Source organism: Bacillus sp. SM2101 (assembly GCF_018588585.1).
Classification (GTDB): Bacteria; Bacillota; Bacilli; order Bacillales; family SM2101; genus Nanhaiella; species Nanhaiella sioensis.
The window spans coordinates 1-15,600 of the sequence record NZ_JAEUFG010000047.1; the positions used below are offsets into that span (position 1 = coordinate 1).

At 35.3% G+C, this 15,600-nt stretch carries 14 protein-coding genes, 1 tRNA gene, 1 rRNA gene, 1 other RNA gene and 1 other annotated feature; of the genes, 3 read left to right on the forward strand and 14 right to left on the reverse strand.

Annotated elements, in window-relative coordinates; translation table 11 throughout:
- Nucleotides 1-279: 279 nt before the first annotated feature.
- The 7 genes from JM172_RS23140 to tadA all read right to left on the reverse strand — a co-directional run bounded on the left by JM172_RS23140 (nucleotide 280) and on the right by tadA (nucleotide 4,955).
- A complete protein-coding gene (locus JM172_RS23140; RefSeq protein ID WP_214484747.1) occupies nucleotides 280-552 on the reverse strand; it encodes a pro-sigmaK processing inhibitor BofA family protein in 273 nt (90 codons plus the stop codon).
- A 274-nt stretch (nucleotides 553-826) separates the two neighbouring features.
- Nucleotides 827-1,051 (reverse strand): YaaL family protein, encoded by a 225-nt coding sequence (locus tag JM172_RS23145; protein WP_214484748.1) that lies wholly within the window; start codon nucleotides 1,049-1,051, stop codon nucleotides 827-829.
- A gap of 48 nt (nucleotides 1,052-1,099) precedes the next feature.
- On the reverse strand, nucleotides 1,100-1,696 hold the full coding sequence (recR, locus tag JM172_RS23150) for a recombination mediator RecR (protein WP_214484749.1): 597 nt from the start codon (nucleotides 1,694-1,696) through the stop codon (nucleotides 1,100-1,102).
- Nucleotides 1,697-1,911: 215 nt separating this feature from the next.
- Nucleotides 1,912-2,235 carry a YbaB/EbfC family nucleoid-associated protein gene (locus JM172_RS23155; protein WP_214484750.1) on the reverse strand — a complete coding sequence of 108 codons (324 nt, stop codon included), beginning with the start codon at nucleotides 2,233-2,235 and terminating at the stop codon, nucleotides 1,912-1,914.
- Between the two features lie 28 nt (nucleotides 2,236-2,263).
- Nucleotides 2,264-3,955, reverse strand: a complete 1,692-nt coding sequence (gene dnaX / locus JM172_RS23160) for a DNA polymerase III subunit gamma/tau (protein WP_214484751.1) — start codon at nucleotides 3,953-3,955, stop codon at nucleotides 2,264-2,266.
- A 139-nt stretch (nucleotides 3,956-4,094) separates the two neighbouring features.
- An RNA gene (gene ffs, locus JM172_RS23165) (signal recognition particle sRNA large type) lies at nucleotides 4,095-4,359 on the reverse strand.
- A gap of 125 nt (nucleotides 4,360-4,484) precedes the next feature.
- A complete protein-coding gene (gene tadA / locus JM172_RS23170) occupies nucleotides 4,485-4,955 on the reverse strand; it encodes a tRNA adenosine(34) deaminase TadA (protein ID WP_214484752.1) in 471 nt (156 codons plus the stop codon).
- A gap of 741 nt (nucleotides 4,956-5,696) precedes the next feature.
- Here tadA and JM172_RS23175 point away from each other — a divergent pair.
- Nucleotides 5,697-6,356: a deoxynucleoside kinase gene (locus JM172_RS23175; RefSeq protein ID WP_214484753.1), complete on the forward strand. Its 660-nt coding sequence runs from the start codon at nucleotides 5,697-5,699 to the stop codon at nucleotides 6,354-6,356.
- Nucleotides 6,334-7,002: a deoxynucleoside kinase gene (locus JM172_RS23180; RefSeq protein ID WP_214484754.1), complete on the forward strand. Its 669-nt coding sequence runs from the start codon at nucleotides 6,334-6,336 to the stop codon at nucleotides 7,000-7,002. Before JM172_RS23175 ends, JM172_RS23180 begins: the two co-directional genes overlap by 23 nt.
- A gap of 191 nt (nucleotides 7,003-7,193) precedes the next feature.
- Here the strand turns inward: JM172_RS23180 and JM172_RS23185 are convergent.
- From JM172_RS23185 to guaB, 6 genes are all read right to left on the reverse strand, one after another.
- Nucleotides 7,194-7,286 (reverse strand) — tRNA-Ser (locus JM172_RS23185).
- A 190-nt stretch (nucleotides 7,287-7,476) separates the two neighbouring features.
- Nucleotides 7,477-8,751 carry a serine--tRNA ligase gene (gene serS / locus JM172_RS23190; RefSeq protein ID WP_214484755.1) on the reverse strand — a complete coding sequence of 425 codons (1,275 nt, stop codon included), beginning with the start codon at nucleotides 8,749-8,751 and terminating at the stop codon, nucleotides 7,477-7,479.
- Nucleotides 8,752-8,968: 217 nt separating this feature from the next.
- Nucleotides 8,969-9,202 (reverse strand) — a binding site (T-box leader).
- 54 nt (nucleotides 9,203-9,256) lie between these two features.
- Complete coding sequence (pdxT, locus tag JM172_RS23195; RefSeq protein WP_214484756.1) at nucleotides 9,257-9,847, reverse strand: pyridoxal 5'-phosphate synthase glutaminase subunit PdxT; 591 nt, start codon at nucleotides 9,845-9,847, stop codon at nucleotides 9,257-9,259.
- Between the two features lie 16 nt (nucleotides 9,848-9,863).
- Complete coding sequence (pdxS, locus tag JM172_RS23200; RefSeq protein WP_214484757.1) at nucleotides 9,864-10,748, reverse strand: pyridoxal 5'-phosphate synthase lyase subunit PdxS; 885 nt, start codon at nucleotides 10,746-10,748, stop codon at nucleotides 9,864-9,866.
- A 284-nt stretch (nucleotides 10,749-11,032) separates the two neighbouring features.
- Nucleotides 11,033-12,406 carry a serine hydrolase gene (locus JM172_RS23205; RefSeq protein WP_214484758.1) on the reverse strand — a complete coding sequence of 458 codons (1,374 nt, stop codon included), beginning with the start codon at nucleotides 12,404-12,406 and terminating at the stop codon, nucleotides 11,033-11,035.
- 445 nt (nucleotides 12,407-12,851) lie between these two features.
- A complete protein-coding gene (gene guaB / locus JM172_RS23210; protein ID WP_214484760.1) occupies nucleotides 12,852-14,318 on the reverse strand; it encodes an IMP dehydrogenase in 1,467 nt (488 codons plus the stop codon).
- A gap of 125 nt (nucleotides 14,319-14,443) precedes the next feature.
- On the opposite strand from guaB, the gene JM172_RS23215 reads away from it, so the two are divergent.
- Nucleotides 14,444-15,424 (forward strand): YaaC family protein, encoded by a 981-nt coding sequence (locus tag JM172_RS23215; protein WP_214484759.1) that lies wholly within the window; start codon nucleotides 14,444-14,446, stop codon nucleotides 15,422-15,424.
- A 102-nt stretch (nucleotides 15,425-15,526) separates the two neighbouring features.
- Here JM172_RS23215 and rrf read toward each other — a convergent pair.
- Nucleotides 15,527-15,600, reverse strand: a 5S ribosomal RNA gene (gene rrf / locus JM172_RS25745); the annotation flags it as partial.

The following is a 15,600-nucleotide window of genomic DNA, read 5'->3' on the forward strand; positions in this document are numbered from 1 at the left end:
TTAGGCACGCCGCCAGCGTTCGTCCTGAGCCAGGATCAAACTCTCCAATAAAGTTTGATTGCTCATTTGTTCAAAAAAATTAACGTTGACGCTTTTGTTTTGTTTAGTTTTCAAAGAACTTTATTAAAACGACTTAATTATCATATCACTTCAGTCAGTTTGTGTCAACACTTTTTTAAATTCAATGTGTTGTCTGAAGCAGCGACAAGAAATAATATATCATATATTAAATAATAGTGTCAATTGGTTTTTACAAAAAAAATAAACAACCATCTATTGTTATACACTCGGTAATACAAATAGCTGGATAATAATTAGTGCTGTTAATCCTGGAATACCTAAAAAGCCCGATATAGCCGATGTAATAAAGTTTATCGGTATATGTAATCCTAAACTAGCCCCAAAAGCATTTAAGAAAAATAAAAACAAAGCACCAATTAATAGTTTAATAAACCCTTGCCCAATCATACGTAACGGTTTTATCGGAGCACCTACTAATAATAATAGCACGATAATAAATATAAAAATTGATATTACAAGAATAGGTTCCATTCCTATACCTCTCCTCTATTGTTTTTACTACAATATATTGAACAAGCATAGGAAAAAGAACTTTAAAATCATCTATATGATAGAAAAAAACACTTAACTTGTAATGTATATTTGGTTTAATTTGTTTTTGGACATAGATCAAATACATAAAAAACAAGAGTACGTTGTACCTATCGTCTTTCAAAAACGTGTTAAAAACGTAACGCTACGTCATATGTTCTTAAATAGTAAAAACAGCATCTAATTTTACTATATGAGCGTTACAACAAAACACTTAGGTGAATTTAGCCATTGATACTTGTCGATTTTTTGCTTCTCGTAGAAGGAAAAAATAGGTAGACTCTATAATCTTCAGATCATTAAGAAGCTCTCTTGATGGCTCAACACTTCTTTCAACAATCTGCTTATGATGTTCCCAATCTTCTTTCACTTCTTCAATCGTCTTAATAAGGGATTTATCGTATTGCTTACGTAACTTACCTTTTCTTAGAAAAAACATACTTAAACACCTCATCAAGTAGTCTTCACTTAGCTTGGATTATAATAGTTAGAGCTCTCTTCTACCCTCCAATGCTTTAGAAAGAGTTACTTCATCCGCATATTCTAAATCTCCACCAACAGGGAGACCGTGGGCAATTCTAGTCATTTTTATATTGGCTGGCTTTAGCAACCTAGATATATACATGGCGGTAGCTTCACCTTCTATATTAGGATTAGTTGCCAATATTATTTCTTGTATCTCATCATCTTGTAGTCTCTTTAACAGCTCAGGAATCTTTATATCTTCAGGTCCAATACCGTCCATTGGCGATATAGCACCATGTAAAACATGATACAATCCATTGTATTCTTTCATTTTTTCCATTGCAATTACATCTTTTGGGTCCTGAAGTACACAAATAACACTCCGATCGCGGCGCTCATCTTCACATATATAACATGGATCTTGGTCAGTAATATGGCCACATTTAGAGCAATACGTTAAATTTCTTTTGGCGTTGACTAAAGCTTTAGCAAAGTCAAGGACAACATCTTCTTTCATATTTAACACAAAAAAAGCCAGACGAACGGCCGTTTTTGGACCTATCCCTGGCAGCTTCATAAAACTATCGATTAGTTTTGATATTGGTTCAGGATAATGCATAGGATAACCTCCCAGATAAGAAAAAGCGCAATGCGCCTGTTTATATACAATAACCATATGACAAGCTGTCAAGAAGATGTGGTTCTGTTAATTTGTTAACGGGATTGTAGCTAGACAATTTCGATCAATGTTAGCGTCCTATTTATCCCAACAAGCAGTAAATCCGATTATTAAAAGGTACTTTTCACCGTTTAATAATCGGAAAATTATTCTCTCTAGAACATTCCACCTGGTAAGTTCAATCCCTTAGTGAATTGTCCCATCGTATCATTAGTCATCTCTTCTACTTTTTTCAACGCTTCATTTGTAGCAGCAAGTACAAGATCTTGAAGCATTTCAATGTCTTCAGGGTCTACAACCTCTTCTTTAATTACAACATCGATGACTTCTTTGTGGCCATTAACGGTAACTGTTACCATCCCTCCACCAGCTGTTCCTTCAATCGACTTTTCACCTAGTTCTTCTTGAGCTTTTTGCATATCCTTTTGCATTTTTTGCATTTGTTTCATCATTTTTTGCATATTTCCCATTCCACGCATTATTGTATTCCTCCTTATATAATTCTATCTATTCTTTCATCTCGATGAGATGATCACCAACTAGTTTTTTAGCCTCTGTAACAAGTAAGTCCTCTTCATTTTCATTATCTTCTTCATCTCTTTGACCACGAATATACTCTTCTCTGATTTCTGACCATTTTTCTTCTGGAACACCGACCAATTCAAAACGCTTCCCGACCATCTCAATTAATATACCATCAACATTATCACGAATATTATTATTATTTTCCGCGACCATTTTACAATGTATCTCGTATTTGAATTTTAACACAAAGGCATCATTTGAGGCAGCGACAGGTTCACTATCATTTAATAGAGCTGCATGAGAAACTTTGTTTTGTTTTCTTAACAAGTCTAACATATCGCCCCAACGACTTTTAATTAGTTGGAGGTCTTGTTTAGTAGCATTATTCAAAATTTCCTGAATGCGACCAGTCGGTGTTTTGTAGCCACTTTTTCTTGTTCCTTTTTGCGATCGCTTTTCTTGTGATGAATCTGTTTGTTGTGCTTGATTATGTTGAGAACTAACTTTTAGTTGATTTAGCTCTGATTCTAGCTGTTCTATTTTTGACATTAATGAATCAATTTCCGGCAATTGCTTTATCGTCTCAGGCTCTTCAAGTTGGCAGAGCTTTACAATCGTTACCTCTAAAAATATCCGAGGGTGATTTGTCCATTTCATGTCTTGTTGGCTTTTATTCAATCGATCAATCATCGTGTAAATTTCAGAAGATCTAAAATCGTCAGCCAGTTGCTTAAATTGCTCATCAATTGTTAGTCGTTCAAGAACATTTTCTAGGTTAGGGGCTGTTTTATATAGTAGCATATCACGAAAGTACATGATTACATCTTCAACAAACCTCATTGGATCTTTACCTTGATTCATTAACGAATCTAGCGATTTAAGCCCTTTAGAAACATCTCTATCTTTTAAGGCAGCAACGATATCCGCAATAAAAGACTGTGAAACAGCTCCTGTAACTGTTAGCACATCATTCAGTTGAACTTCTTCCCCGCTAAAAGATAATGCCTGATCTAACAAACTTAATGCATCCCGCATTCCACCTTCAGCTACTCTTGCTATTGCGTGTAACGCATCATCTTTCACAATCACCTGCTGATGTTGAAGAATAGTTTTCAACCTTAAGGTAATTGATTGTGGTGATATTCTTTTTAAATCAAACCTTTGACACCTCGAAATAATAGTTAAAGGTATTTTGTGAGGTTCTGTTGTAGCTAAAATAAAAATAACGTGCTCTGGCGGTTCTTCCAAAGTTTTCAATAATGCATTGAATGCACCTATAGATAACATATGCACTTCATCAATAATGTACACTTTGTATCTAACTGCACTAGGTACATACTTCACCTTATCTCTTATATCTCTAATTTCATCTACTCCGTTATTAGATGCAGCATCAATTTCAATAACATCAGAAATTGATCCATCTGATATGCCGCGACAACTACTGCATTCATTACATGGATCTGCAATAGGTGCTTTTTGACAATTTACTGCTTTAGCTATAATTTTTGCAATAGTTGTTTTCCCGGTACCTCGAGGGCCAGAAAAAAGATATGCATGTGAAAACTTTTGCTGGAGCAGTGCATTTTGAAGTGTTTTGGTAACGTGGTCCTGACCAACTACATCATGAAATTGTTGTGGTCTCCAAACACGATATAAAGCTTGGTAACTCAAAAACACGCCCCCTTCACATTTTTATCTTATTCATTATACCTTACTTAATTAATCATTTTCAAAGTGAAAGATAAATCTTTTTATTCAATTATACAAAAAACTCACTCTTAAAGAGTGAGTTTTATTTGTATAATAACTGCCGTGCACCTTCCGTTGATTAGTCATCCTAGGCGTTACTTAAGCAGTTAGCTCAGTCTAGGCAACCCCACGGCACATGAGAGCTTCCGCTTACTGCTGCTTCCTTCCGGACCTGACAGGGTTCACGGATTCCCATTGCGTGGGACCCAGACGTCAACACCACTTACTTAAGTCAGACCCTAAAATGGACTAACCGCAAGAAGGGATTCGGCCTCGCTAGAGCGGATTGCGAGTATAGGGCACCGCTACCTCCCCGCTTAGCACGGCAAAATTGAAACCAAATATTATATGCATTGTTACCAACGCAATTAATAGTATAAAGCCTTTAGCGAAAAATTGCAATGAAATACAAACTGTAAATTATATGAAAATTATTTTTTTGTAAATTTTTTCATTTTTTCTCTTTATTCCTTTTCCGTATATTATTAAAAAAAGTTGTTAAGATAGAACCACACTCTTTCTCCAAGATTCCACTTTCAACTTCTACTTGATGATTGAACCTTTTCTCGTCTAAAAGATTCATAATTGTTCCAGCACAACCTCCCTTTGGATCTTTGGCACCGTAAACAACCCTCTGAATTCTTGACAATACAATGGCTCCAGCACACATCGGACATGGTTCTAGCGTAACATATAACGTCGTATTTTCTAATCTCCAAGATCCTATACTTTTACATGCTTCATCAATTGCAAGTAATTCAGCATGGGCTAACGATCTTTGTTCTCTTTCACGTAAATTAAAAGCGGAAGCAATAATTTCATTATCTTTTACAATTACAGCACCAATAGGAACCTCATTTATTAGTTCAGCTTTCTTTGCTTCATTAAGAGCAAGGCGCATGTAATATTCGTCTGTATTCATTTTTTATCTCCTTGTTATATAGTGGGCAAAGGCTACGGACCTTCCTGAAAAGTGGTACATTTATTCACTCGAATGCACCTTTTGCCTTCGGGCGTTATCTATGGAACGAATTGAATTGAGAGGATTGGCACTGTACTTAATATCTAGGGACTGACTCATAGAAAAAAATCCAAATAACTAACACAAATCATTTTACAAGTGATGTAGATTAGTCATCTTACAATTAGTACTTTAAGAGAACTCCCGCTATAATTAGGGCTTTTTTCTCAATAATTGTTGCTTTACGTTCTAAAATATAATCACGTATACATTTAGCGTTCGTAGCCTCTTTTCTACTTTTACATTTATTGAGCTCCTTTAAAACACTTCTTACTGTCGATTTTAGTAAAACAACATAGTTTACGAAAAGAGCCTTAATTAACTATTATAAATATATGATACATTATACAGTAGTCTCTTTCGTTCCTTTCATATATAATTTACCAATGATAATATCCAATAGCTAATGTATTAATTTTTATTTCCCAACAATTTCTTTCAGATTGTCACACCGTGAAATGATTCACTGTGATAAAATACAATTTGTCAGTTTTTTTGATCGTACGTTTGGTTGTTATACAAAATGCATATGCATTTATTCTTCTCCCTATAGATAGAAGCTTAATATTTCAAACCTCGTACATGAATATAACTCGAATTCAAAGCAGGATTTTCTTTACCTTTTAAGAGGGGGACAACATAATGAAACAAACACCTTTTATAACAGTAGAGGGCCCAATCGGTGTCGGAAAAACTTCACTCGCAAAAGCAATTGAAAATCATTTTAATATCCATTTATTAAAAGAAATCGTTGATGAGAATCCTTTTTTAGGAAAATTTTATGAAGATATTGACGAGTGGAGTTTTCAGTTGGAAATGTTCTTTCTTTGTAATCGGTACAAACAACTCGAAGACATTGAACAAAAATATATAAGACAAAATAAAGCAGTAGTATCTGATTATCATATTTTTAAGAACTTAATCTTTGCTGAACGCACGCTAAAAGATCACCAACTTACTAAATATATACAAGTATACAATATCTTAACTGCGGATTTACCTACTCCAAATGTAGTTATTTACCTACATGCAAGTTTAGATACATTACTTAATAGAATTAACATGCGTGGTAGAGACATTGAAAAAAATATTGAGCCTAGCTATTTAGAACAATTATGTAGTGATTACGAACAAGCTATGGAACAATTTGAACGTGAGAATCCTACAATCCCAGTTCTCCGCTTTAATGGTGATCAACTCGACTTTGTCCAAAATCAAAATGATTTAGAAATGATTCTAAACATACTACAACAGACTTTACTAAAAGGAGCAGAATTCAATGAATTTGCGAGAAAAATATGAAATACCAAATGATGCTGTTATTACAATAGCTGGTACAGTGGGTGTAGGTAAATCAACGATGACAAATTCGTTAGCTAATGCTTTACAATTCCGTACATCCTTTGAAAAGGTGGATTCAAACCCTTATTTAGATAAATTTTATAGTGATTTTAATAAGTGGAGCTTTCACTTGCAGATTTATTTTTTAGCAGAACGTTTTAAAGAACAGAAGAAAATATTTGAATACGGTGGAGGATTTATACAAGACCGTTCTATTTATGAAGATACAGGTATTTTTGCAAATATGCATTACGAAAAAGGAACAATGTCTGCTGTAGACTACGAAACATATACAAACCTATTTGAAGCAATGGTGATGACACCTTATTTCCCGCATCCTGACTTGTTAATCTACCTTGAAGGAAGCTTAGATGATATTATTTCTCGGATACAAGAGCGTGGTCGACCAATGGAACAACAAACGCCTATTGAGTATTGGAAAGAAATGCACGAACGATATGAAAACTGGATAAACAATTTTAATGCGTGTCCAGTTTTACGCATTAACATCAATGATTATGATATCATTTCAAACAAGCAGTCAATTGAGCCTGTTATTGAACGAATATCAACGTTTATAAAACATTCAAGAGTGTTAACTAAATAGCATATAAAAAACGAGCAATAAAACCATTGCTCGTTTTTTATATGCTATATGCAATTATCGTATGAATTATGTGGGGCGTAACCGTAATGACGATCACAATTCAAAAATTATACTAAAAAATTCGTTACGCGTGTAACGAATTCAACAGATCTCCAATTATATTATGCGCTTGATAATTGTAATCAAAATTATGGCGGAGGAAGAGGGATTCGAACCCCCGCGGGCTTTGACACCCCTGTCGGTTTTCAAGACCGATCCCTTCAGCCGGACTTGGGTATTCCTCCGTATCGACAAGAATTAATATACCATATGATAGACTAGCCTGTCAACATAAATTAACAACTTTTTTGAGGAGAGTTTTCACTCCCCTCCATTTATTCTACTTACCATAGTTTTAGTAATAAACAATTTGCTACCTTATAATAAATGTAGCGTTTCTTCTCTACAATAAAATTACTTTTCCCATTGTTATTACTAGCCAATTACATCTTTATTTCTCATATATGGACGTAATACCTCTGGGATAATGACTGTTCCATCTTGTTGTTGATAATTCTCTAGTATCGCAGAAACTGTACGTCCAATTGCTAATCCAGACCCATTTAACGTATGAACATGCTCTGGTTTTCCTTTTTTATCACGACGGAATCTAATGTTTGCACGACGTGCTTGAAATGCCTCGAAATTACTACAAGATGAAATTTCACGGAACGTTCCATAGCTCGGCAACCATACTTCAATATCATACTTTTTCGCAGCTGTAAAGCCAAGGTCTGCTGTACACATACTCATCACACGGTATGGTAATCCAAGTAATTGTAGCACTTTTTCAGCATGACTAGTTATTTTTTCTAATTCCTCATATGAATGCTCTGGTTTAACAAATTTCACAAGCTCTACCTTGTTGAATTGATGCTGTCGAATAAGTCCTCTTGTATCTCTACCAGCTGAGCCAGCCTCAGAACGGAAGCATGAACTATACGCTGCATAATTAATAGGGAGTTGTTCACCAGACAATATTTCATCTCTATATAAATTAGTAACGGGTACTTCGGCAGTAGGAATTAAGAAATAGTCTTCACTATCAATTAAAAAAGCATCCTCTTCAAATTTAGGAAGCTGACCTGTTCCTGTCATACTAGCGCGATTCACTAAATATGGCGTCAATAACTCCTCATATCCATGCTCTTCAACATGTAGGTCTAACATAAAATTCATTAAAGCTCTCTCTAGCCTTGCCCCTAAACCTTTATAAAATACAAACCGGCTACCAGTTACTTTACTAGCACGTTCAAAGTCTAAAATATTTAGATCGTCAGCTATCTCCCAATGGGGTTTTGGCTCATAAGTAAATTGAGGAACTTGCCCCCATTGACGTACCTCTACATTATCATCCTCAGTTTCACCAACAGGGACACTCTCATGTGGTATATTGGGTATTGATAATAATAATTGTTGTAAAGTCTCCTCAACCTTACGGAGTTCAACATCAAGCTCTTTTATATGCTCTCCGACTTGTCTCATTTCAGTTATTAGATGATCTGCATCTTTTTTCTCACGCTTAAGCATTGCGACTTGTTGAGAAGCTTCATTTCTTTTACTTTTTAATTCCTCAGTTTTTACGATTAATTCACGACGCTTTTGATCAAGCTCCTCAAAGCGTCCTAAATCGGTTAAATCTTCTCCTCGAAATGTTAGTTTTTCTTTAACTTCTTCAAAATTACCTCTTAATACTTTTAAATCTAACATTGTTACCCCTCCTTTAAAATAAAAGCTGTTTTCGTATCAAGATCCCTTGTTTTTTACTTACTAAAAATAAATTCAACAGGCAACTAGTGTTGGTAGTATCTGTTTTTCTTTAAAGCAATGATAATTGTCAAAGAAAAACTAGCTGTTTTCATTCAGTAACAATAGCGACAAAGCTTACAAAAAGGGCCTAAACAAACAAAAAACTCCCATCCCTATAAGAAGGGACGAGAGTTAACCCGCGTTGCCACCCTAGTTAAAGACAATGACAACATTATCTTTCACTTCAAATAAATAACGGTACTTTACCGAAAATACTTACTACCCTTAAAATAGGTTTGTTCAGTATTTTTGCTCGAGGATGGATTCACAAGTCTTCCCCATCGGTTCGCACCAACCACCGACTCTCTTTCAGAAAAAGATTCTTGTTACTATTTCCTGTCGTTGCTTCTTCATTTTTAGATTGGTATACATAATTTACTATAAGTATTTTGAACTTGCAACTGTTTTATACATAATTTTTTTCTTTCGTTTCTTCAACCATACTAACAAAATAACTCATTAACCGATAATCCTCTGTTAATTCGGGGTGAAAGGAACATCCTAGAAACTGGTCCTGCCTAGCTGCTACAATTCTGTTATTATGCTTTGCTAATACCTCAACATCCTCTCCTACTGAGACGATATGAGGAGCGCGGATAAATACAGCAATAAAATCATCCGCTACGTGAGATATTGAAAGCTTTGCTTCAAAGCTTTCTCTTTGGCGACCAAACGAGTTTCTTTCTACAGTTATATCCATAACCCCAACGTGTGCTTCCTTGTAGCCAACAATATCATTAGCTAGCAAAATCAAACCGGCACATGTCCCAAACATAGGTTTACCTGCTGAAGCGAATTCTCTTAGTGGTTCCATAAAACTATATTTATCAATTAAACGACGCATCGTTGTACTTTCGCCCCCAGGCAAAACTAACCCCTCAACTTCATTTAATTGCTCAACCCTTTTTATCACAACGGCTTCCGCACCTGCAGCTTCTATAGCCCAAACATGCTCACGCACTGCTCCTTGAAGGCCTAAAACACCTATTTTCACCATATCTACTACTCCTTAATTACCATCCACGTTCTTGCATACGATGCTCTGGTAAGATTGATGAAATTTCAATACCTTTCATCGCTGTACCTAAACCTTTAGAAAGACTAGCAATTAACTCATAGTCTTGGAAATGTGTTGTTGCTTCTACAATTGCACGTGCAAACTTAGCGGGATTTTCTGATTTAAATATACCCGAACCAACAAATACTCCATCAGAACCTAATTGCATCATTAACGCTGCATCCGCAGGTGTTGCAATTCCACCAGCAGCAAAATTAACGACCGGTAATCTACCTTCATTTTTTATTTGTAAAAGAAGCTCAAAAGGTGCTCCTAAATTTTTTGCTTCTGTCATTAATTCATCTTCACTCATACTAGAAACTTTTCTAATTTGAGCATTTACTTTACGCATATGACGTACAGCTTCAACGATGTTGCCTGTACCAGGTTCTCCTTTTGTACGAAGCATAGATGCACCTTCGGCAATACGTCGAGTCGCTTCTCCTAAATCACGGCATCCACATACAAAAGGCACAGTATATTCTCTTTTATTTAAATGATACTCTTCATCTGCAGGTGTAAGAACTTCACTTTCATCAATATAGTCTACACCTAGAGATTCAAGTACACGTGCTTCAACAATATGGCCGATACGCGCCTTCGCCATAACTGGAATCGAAACAGCATTCATTACCTCTTCTACAATTGTTGGGTCTGCCATTCTTGCAACTCCACCAGCAGCTCTTATATCAGCAGGAACTCTCTCCAAAGCCATAACTGCCACAGCTCCAGCTTCTTCAGCTATCTTCGCTTGTTCAGCGTTTACCACGTCCATGATAACGCCACCTTTTTGCATCTCTGCCATACCACGTTTTACGCGATCAGTACCTGTATTAACCATTAATGTTGTCCTCCTTGAACCATTATTAATCCATTGTGTATTATTTTACATTAAAAAACTAGAAAATCCTAATAGTAAATTTTCATTTTTATCAAGAAAAGCGTAAATACCTTATTCATCCACAGCGTGCATTGGAATGATTTCATTTGAATGTGCTTTTAACTTCGGTCGTTAGCTGACGTTCAAAAGCTATTTTCAAATTCAATATACTACACCCTTCATCCTTTTAAAGAAGGCTCCCATCAAGGGAGCCAATCATCTTTTTATACAAGTTATGAATGTGGTTAAAACCAACCTTTTACTGTTTCAGATACACTTGTCCATACATCTGAGAAAAATCCACCAATTCCTCTAGTCATTAAAACAAACCAGTTTGCTTTTTCTACAGCTGTTTTCGTGATGATATCTGTTTGCATCGTTTTTTCACCTTCTGAGGTTAAAAAACCATAACCATTGTCACCTTCGTATGAAACAGTCATCGTCCCTACTACATCATCTTTTTTAATAGGAGCAGTTAACGCACCGTCTTCTGTTAATACTTCTTCACTAATATTAAATACAGGCTCGAATTGTTCAGCTTCGCCATTTTTAATTACTGTCTTGATTGGATTTGCTGTAAATACCTCAATCTCTTTTTCTTTACCTTTCACAACAGGAAAAGTAGATTCTTTTTTAATTTGATAACCTTCAGGGTAAAGTTCTTGTATTTTAAAATTAGCAAACGCATAATCTAACAGCTTTTCAGTTTCAATAAATCGAGCTTCTGGAATAGATTTCCCGTTTGATTTTGCGTTCATTACAACGGTAATATAACGCATGCCATCTCTTTCTGCAGTACTTGTGAAACAATAGCCGGCTAAATCAGTAAATCCTGTTTTTATTCCGTCTACTCCTTCGTATTCATAGAGTAATCCTGGAAGCATCCAATTCCAGTTAGCCATCTGAATAGGATAATCGCCTTCTTCTCTAAACACTTTTTTAGAAATACTTGCAGTATTAATAATCTCCGGGAAATCATTAAATAACTTGTAAGCTAGTGTAGCTGTTGTTCTAGCAGACATTAAATTTTCGTCGCTTTTACTTGTACCTTCAGGGTGCATATCATAAAGACTATTATTATTAAGTCCCGTAGAATTTACAAACTTGTAATCCTTCAAGCCAAGCTCTTTCGCCTTAGCATTCATCATCTTGACAAATTCTGTTTCTGAACCTGCAATCACTTCAGCTAAAGCAATGGTCGCGCCATTAGCAGAATAAATGGCCATCGCTTCGTAAAGTTCTTTTACTGTATATTTTCCATCTTGTACAAGAGGAACATTCGACAAACCTGTATCTTGTGATATTTTATAGACATAATCTGATACGGGATATTCTTGATCCCATGTCACCTTTTTTTGATCAATAGCTTCTAGTAGCAAGTATTCAGTCATCATTTTAGTCATACTTGCAATACCTAATATTGTATCTATATTTTTTTGATATAAAATCTTACCTGTTGACGCTTCTACAACTATCGCTGCATCAGCTTCGATATTTAGTGGATCTTCTTGAGCATACGCACGTTGAGATGTATTCGTAAAAGTCATTAATATTATCATTGATAAAAGACTTATAATTAAGCCTTTTTGATATCTGTTTTTCACTAAAAAACCCTCCATCATTAACATTACATAGACGTTATTGTATCATATTCTACTAAAAAAAAATAGATAGTGTTATACACACTATCTCCTGACAATCTTAAAACATAATTATTAAAAGCCTGATTCACTTCTCATCGCATCAATTTTTATTTTTTATGCTAAATCGGTCAGCAAATGAACATGCTTATAACCGATTCTATCGTCAATTCCTTATGTCTTAGAATGTCATGCAAGCGCCGTTTTATATAGTTTTTTTGTCCTTGGTTGACGATCATTTATCACTTATTTAGGCTCTTTTCGTAAACTTTGTTGCTATTGTTAGCCAATTAGAACCAATAAGGTGGTTTAACATGATTAGTCGTTGTTGTACAGAAGAAAAGATGCCACGAATTCTAGTTGTGTAGTGTTTCGTTTTTAGTACGAAAAGTAACAAGCCTTTATTTATCAACTGCTAACCTTGTTAACTCGTTGAATAGTTAGGGGACTCTTTTGTAATTTGTACATCATGCGGATGGCTTTCTCTTAAACCTGCTCCAGTCATCCGAATAAATTGAGATTTTTCTCGAAGTGCTTTTAAATTTTGTGCACCACAATACCCCATACCTGATCGTATACCACCGATAAGCTGATATACTGTATCTGCTAAAGGACCTTTGTATGGTAAACGACCTTCTATACCCTCGGGAACAAACTTCTTATTATCTTCTTGGAAATAACGATCTTTACTACCTTTTTCCATCGCTCCAACAGACCCCATACCACGATAAACTTTAAATCGACGGCCTTGGAATATCTCTGTCTCCCCTGGACTTTCAGTTACACCTGCAAGTAGACTACCTAACATAACCACATGTCCACCAGAAGCCAAAGCTTTAACAATATCTCCTGAATATTTTATTCCACCATCTGCAATAATCGCAACATCGTGTTTTCTAGCTTCAGTGGCACAATCATAAATTGCAGTAATTTGTGGTACACCAACTCCAGCTACTACACGAGTTGTACAAATAGAACCTGGTCCTATTCCTACTTTAACTACATTTGCACCTGCTTCAATTAGGTCCTTTGTCGCTTCAGCTGTGGCAACATTTCCAGCAATGATATCTAATTCTGGATAAGTTTGACGAATCTTCTTAACTGTATCTAACACCCCGATTGAATGACCGTGAGCAGTATCAACAACAATGACATCAACACTTGCCTTCACTAATGCTTCCACACGAAGCATTGTATCAGCTGTAACCCCGACAGCAGCCCCTACCAATAAACGCCCTTGTTTATCTTTTGCTGAATTAGGAAACTCAATGACCTTTTCAATATCTTTTATCGTAATTAAACCTTTTAGTACTCCTTGATTATCTACAAGAGGTAATTTTTCAATTTTGTGATGCTGTAGTATATTCTCAGCTTCTTCTAATGTCGTCCCAACTGGAGCAGTTACCAGTTCTTCCTTTGTCATAACATCAGAAATTAACATAGAATAGTCTTGGATAAAACGTAAATCACGGTTTGTAATTATACCTACAAGTTTCTGCTCCTCGTTATTATTGACGATCGGAACACCTGAAATACGGTATTTCCCCATTAAATGTTCTGCATCATACACTTGATGTTCAGGAGTTAAAAAAAACGGGTCTGAAATGACACCACTTTCAGATCGTTTTACCTTATCAACTTGCTCAGCTTGTTGTTCAATTGACATATTCTTATGAATAATACCCATTCCACCTTGGCGCGCCATAGCAATTGCCATTTCGGCTTCTGTAACAGTATCCATTCCAGCACTAATCACTGGCACGTTCAACGTTATTTTTTTTGTAAGCTGAACTTGTAAGTTTACTTCTCTAGGTAACACTTCTGATCTAGCTGGAACTAATAATACATCATCAAACGTTAAACCTTCTTTAACAAATTTTGATTCCCACAACATCAAGTCCCCCTTTTAATAGAAAAAAATATTATTAGTAGAGTATCAACTGGATAAACTACTGTCAAGGAAGTAAAAATAAGTTAGAATTTTCAAATATATATTTATGTAATGGAGGAAGTAATTTGATAAGTAGTAAAAGCATATGGCAATCATTCTCTTCATTTTTTTCTGCAGTAACAGTCAGAGACTTTTTAAATCAAAGTTATACAAAATTAGAGGTAATTGAACATGAAAAAAAGAGCTACGAGAATTGTTACCCATTCATCTACTATATAGAACATGGAAAAAACTATTATCAACTTGCTTCTCAAGCACCCTTGTCAATACAACCGGTATTATTATTTTACGGAATGGTACAGTTACTCAAAGCATGTTTATTAACAGTTGACCCACAATACCCTGAAACCACCTCAGTATTAGCTCATGGTGTATCAACACGAAAAAGAAAAAAACAAAGCTATGAGTTTCTATTTGATGAAGTAAAAGTACAAAAAAATGGATTATTTACTTGTTTTTCCGACAAAATGTTTCACATGAAACATCTTGAGGGAGAGAAGTTTTCGATGATTTCATTATTAAAAGAAGTACCTGAGTTATATGATCTTTTTGAAATGACCAACAACAAACTGAATAGCTGTACAGTTGCTCACAAATCAGACCAGCACTTAACATTCCCAAACGACATTTTAGACGTGTTGCATATGACTTATAACCGCTTTACAGAACATATTAATCATACTATCCCATATAAACTACATATTGATAAACAATTTCAAAATCAAGACACTATTACCTTTACAATGGACGATAGCGAAGCATTACACCCTTTAACTTGTATGCCATTGAAATATCATATGACAAATGAAACTTATTATTTTTTAATTAATCGAGAACAACCTAATAACATATCTGAAATTATGGTCCATTATTTACTACTATACAATTTAAGCATGATTTGTCGATACGAGACAGAATGGTGGAATGAATTATTGCATTCATACGCAAGTAACGATTTCCCATTTATCCAAAGATTTTTGAGCATTACAACTACTAAAGTACCCTTTCTACTTTTACAATTCTTATTAAAAAATACATATAAATAGGAATCTCCATCAACTCCATCAATAAACTTGTTCGTTATCTAAGAAGTCAATGAAAAATGAAGACAGCAAAAAACACAGAGTAATTCTCTGTGTTTTTTAATTGCCTGGCAACGTCCTACTCTCACAGGGGGAAACCCCCAACTACCATCGGCGCTGAAGAGCTTAACTTCCGTGTT

Coding starts and splice junctions, on each gene's coding strand:
- JM172_RS23140 (WP_214484747.1), bottom strand. CDS start 552: ATGGAACCTATTCTTGTAATATCAATTTTTATATTTATTATCGTGCTA.
- JM172_RS23145 (WP_214484748.1), bottom strand. CDS start 1,051: ATGTTTTTTCTAAGAAAAGGTAAGTTACGTAAGCAATACGATAAATCC.
- recR (WP_214484749.1), bottom strand. CDS start 1,696: ATGCATTATCCTGAACCAATATCAAAACTAATCGATAGTTTTATGAAG.
- JM172_RS23155 (WP_214484750.1), bottom strand. CDS start 2,235: ATGCGTGGAATGGGAAATATGCAAAAAATGATGAAACAAATGCAAAAA.
- tadA (WP_214484752.1), bottom strand. CDS start 4,955: ATGAATACAGACGAATATTACATGCGCCTTGCTCTTAATGAAGCAAAG.
- JM172_RS23175 (WP_214484753.1), top strand. CDS start 5,697: ATGAAACAAACACCTTTTATAACAGTAGAGGGCCCAATCGGTGTCGGA.
- JM172_RS23180 (WP_214484754.1), top strand. CDS start 6,334: ATGAATTTGCGAGAAAAATATGAAATACCAAATGATGCTGTTATTACA.
- serS (WP_214484755.1), bottom strand. CDS start 8,751: ATGTTAGATTTAAAAGTATTAAGAGGTAATTTTGAAGAAGTTAAAGAA.
- pdxT (WP_214484756.1), bottom strand. CDS start 9,847: ATGGTGAAAATAGGTGTTTTAGGCCTTCAAGGAGCAGTGCGTGAGCAT.
- pdxS (WP_214484757.1), bottom strand. CDS start 10,748: ATGGTTAATACAGGTACTGATCGCGTAAAACGTGGTATGGCAGAGATG.
- JM172_RS23205 (WP_214484758.1), bottom strand. CDS start 12,406: ATGGAGGGTTTTTTAGTGAAAAACAGATATCAAAAAGGCTTAATTATA.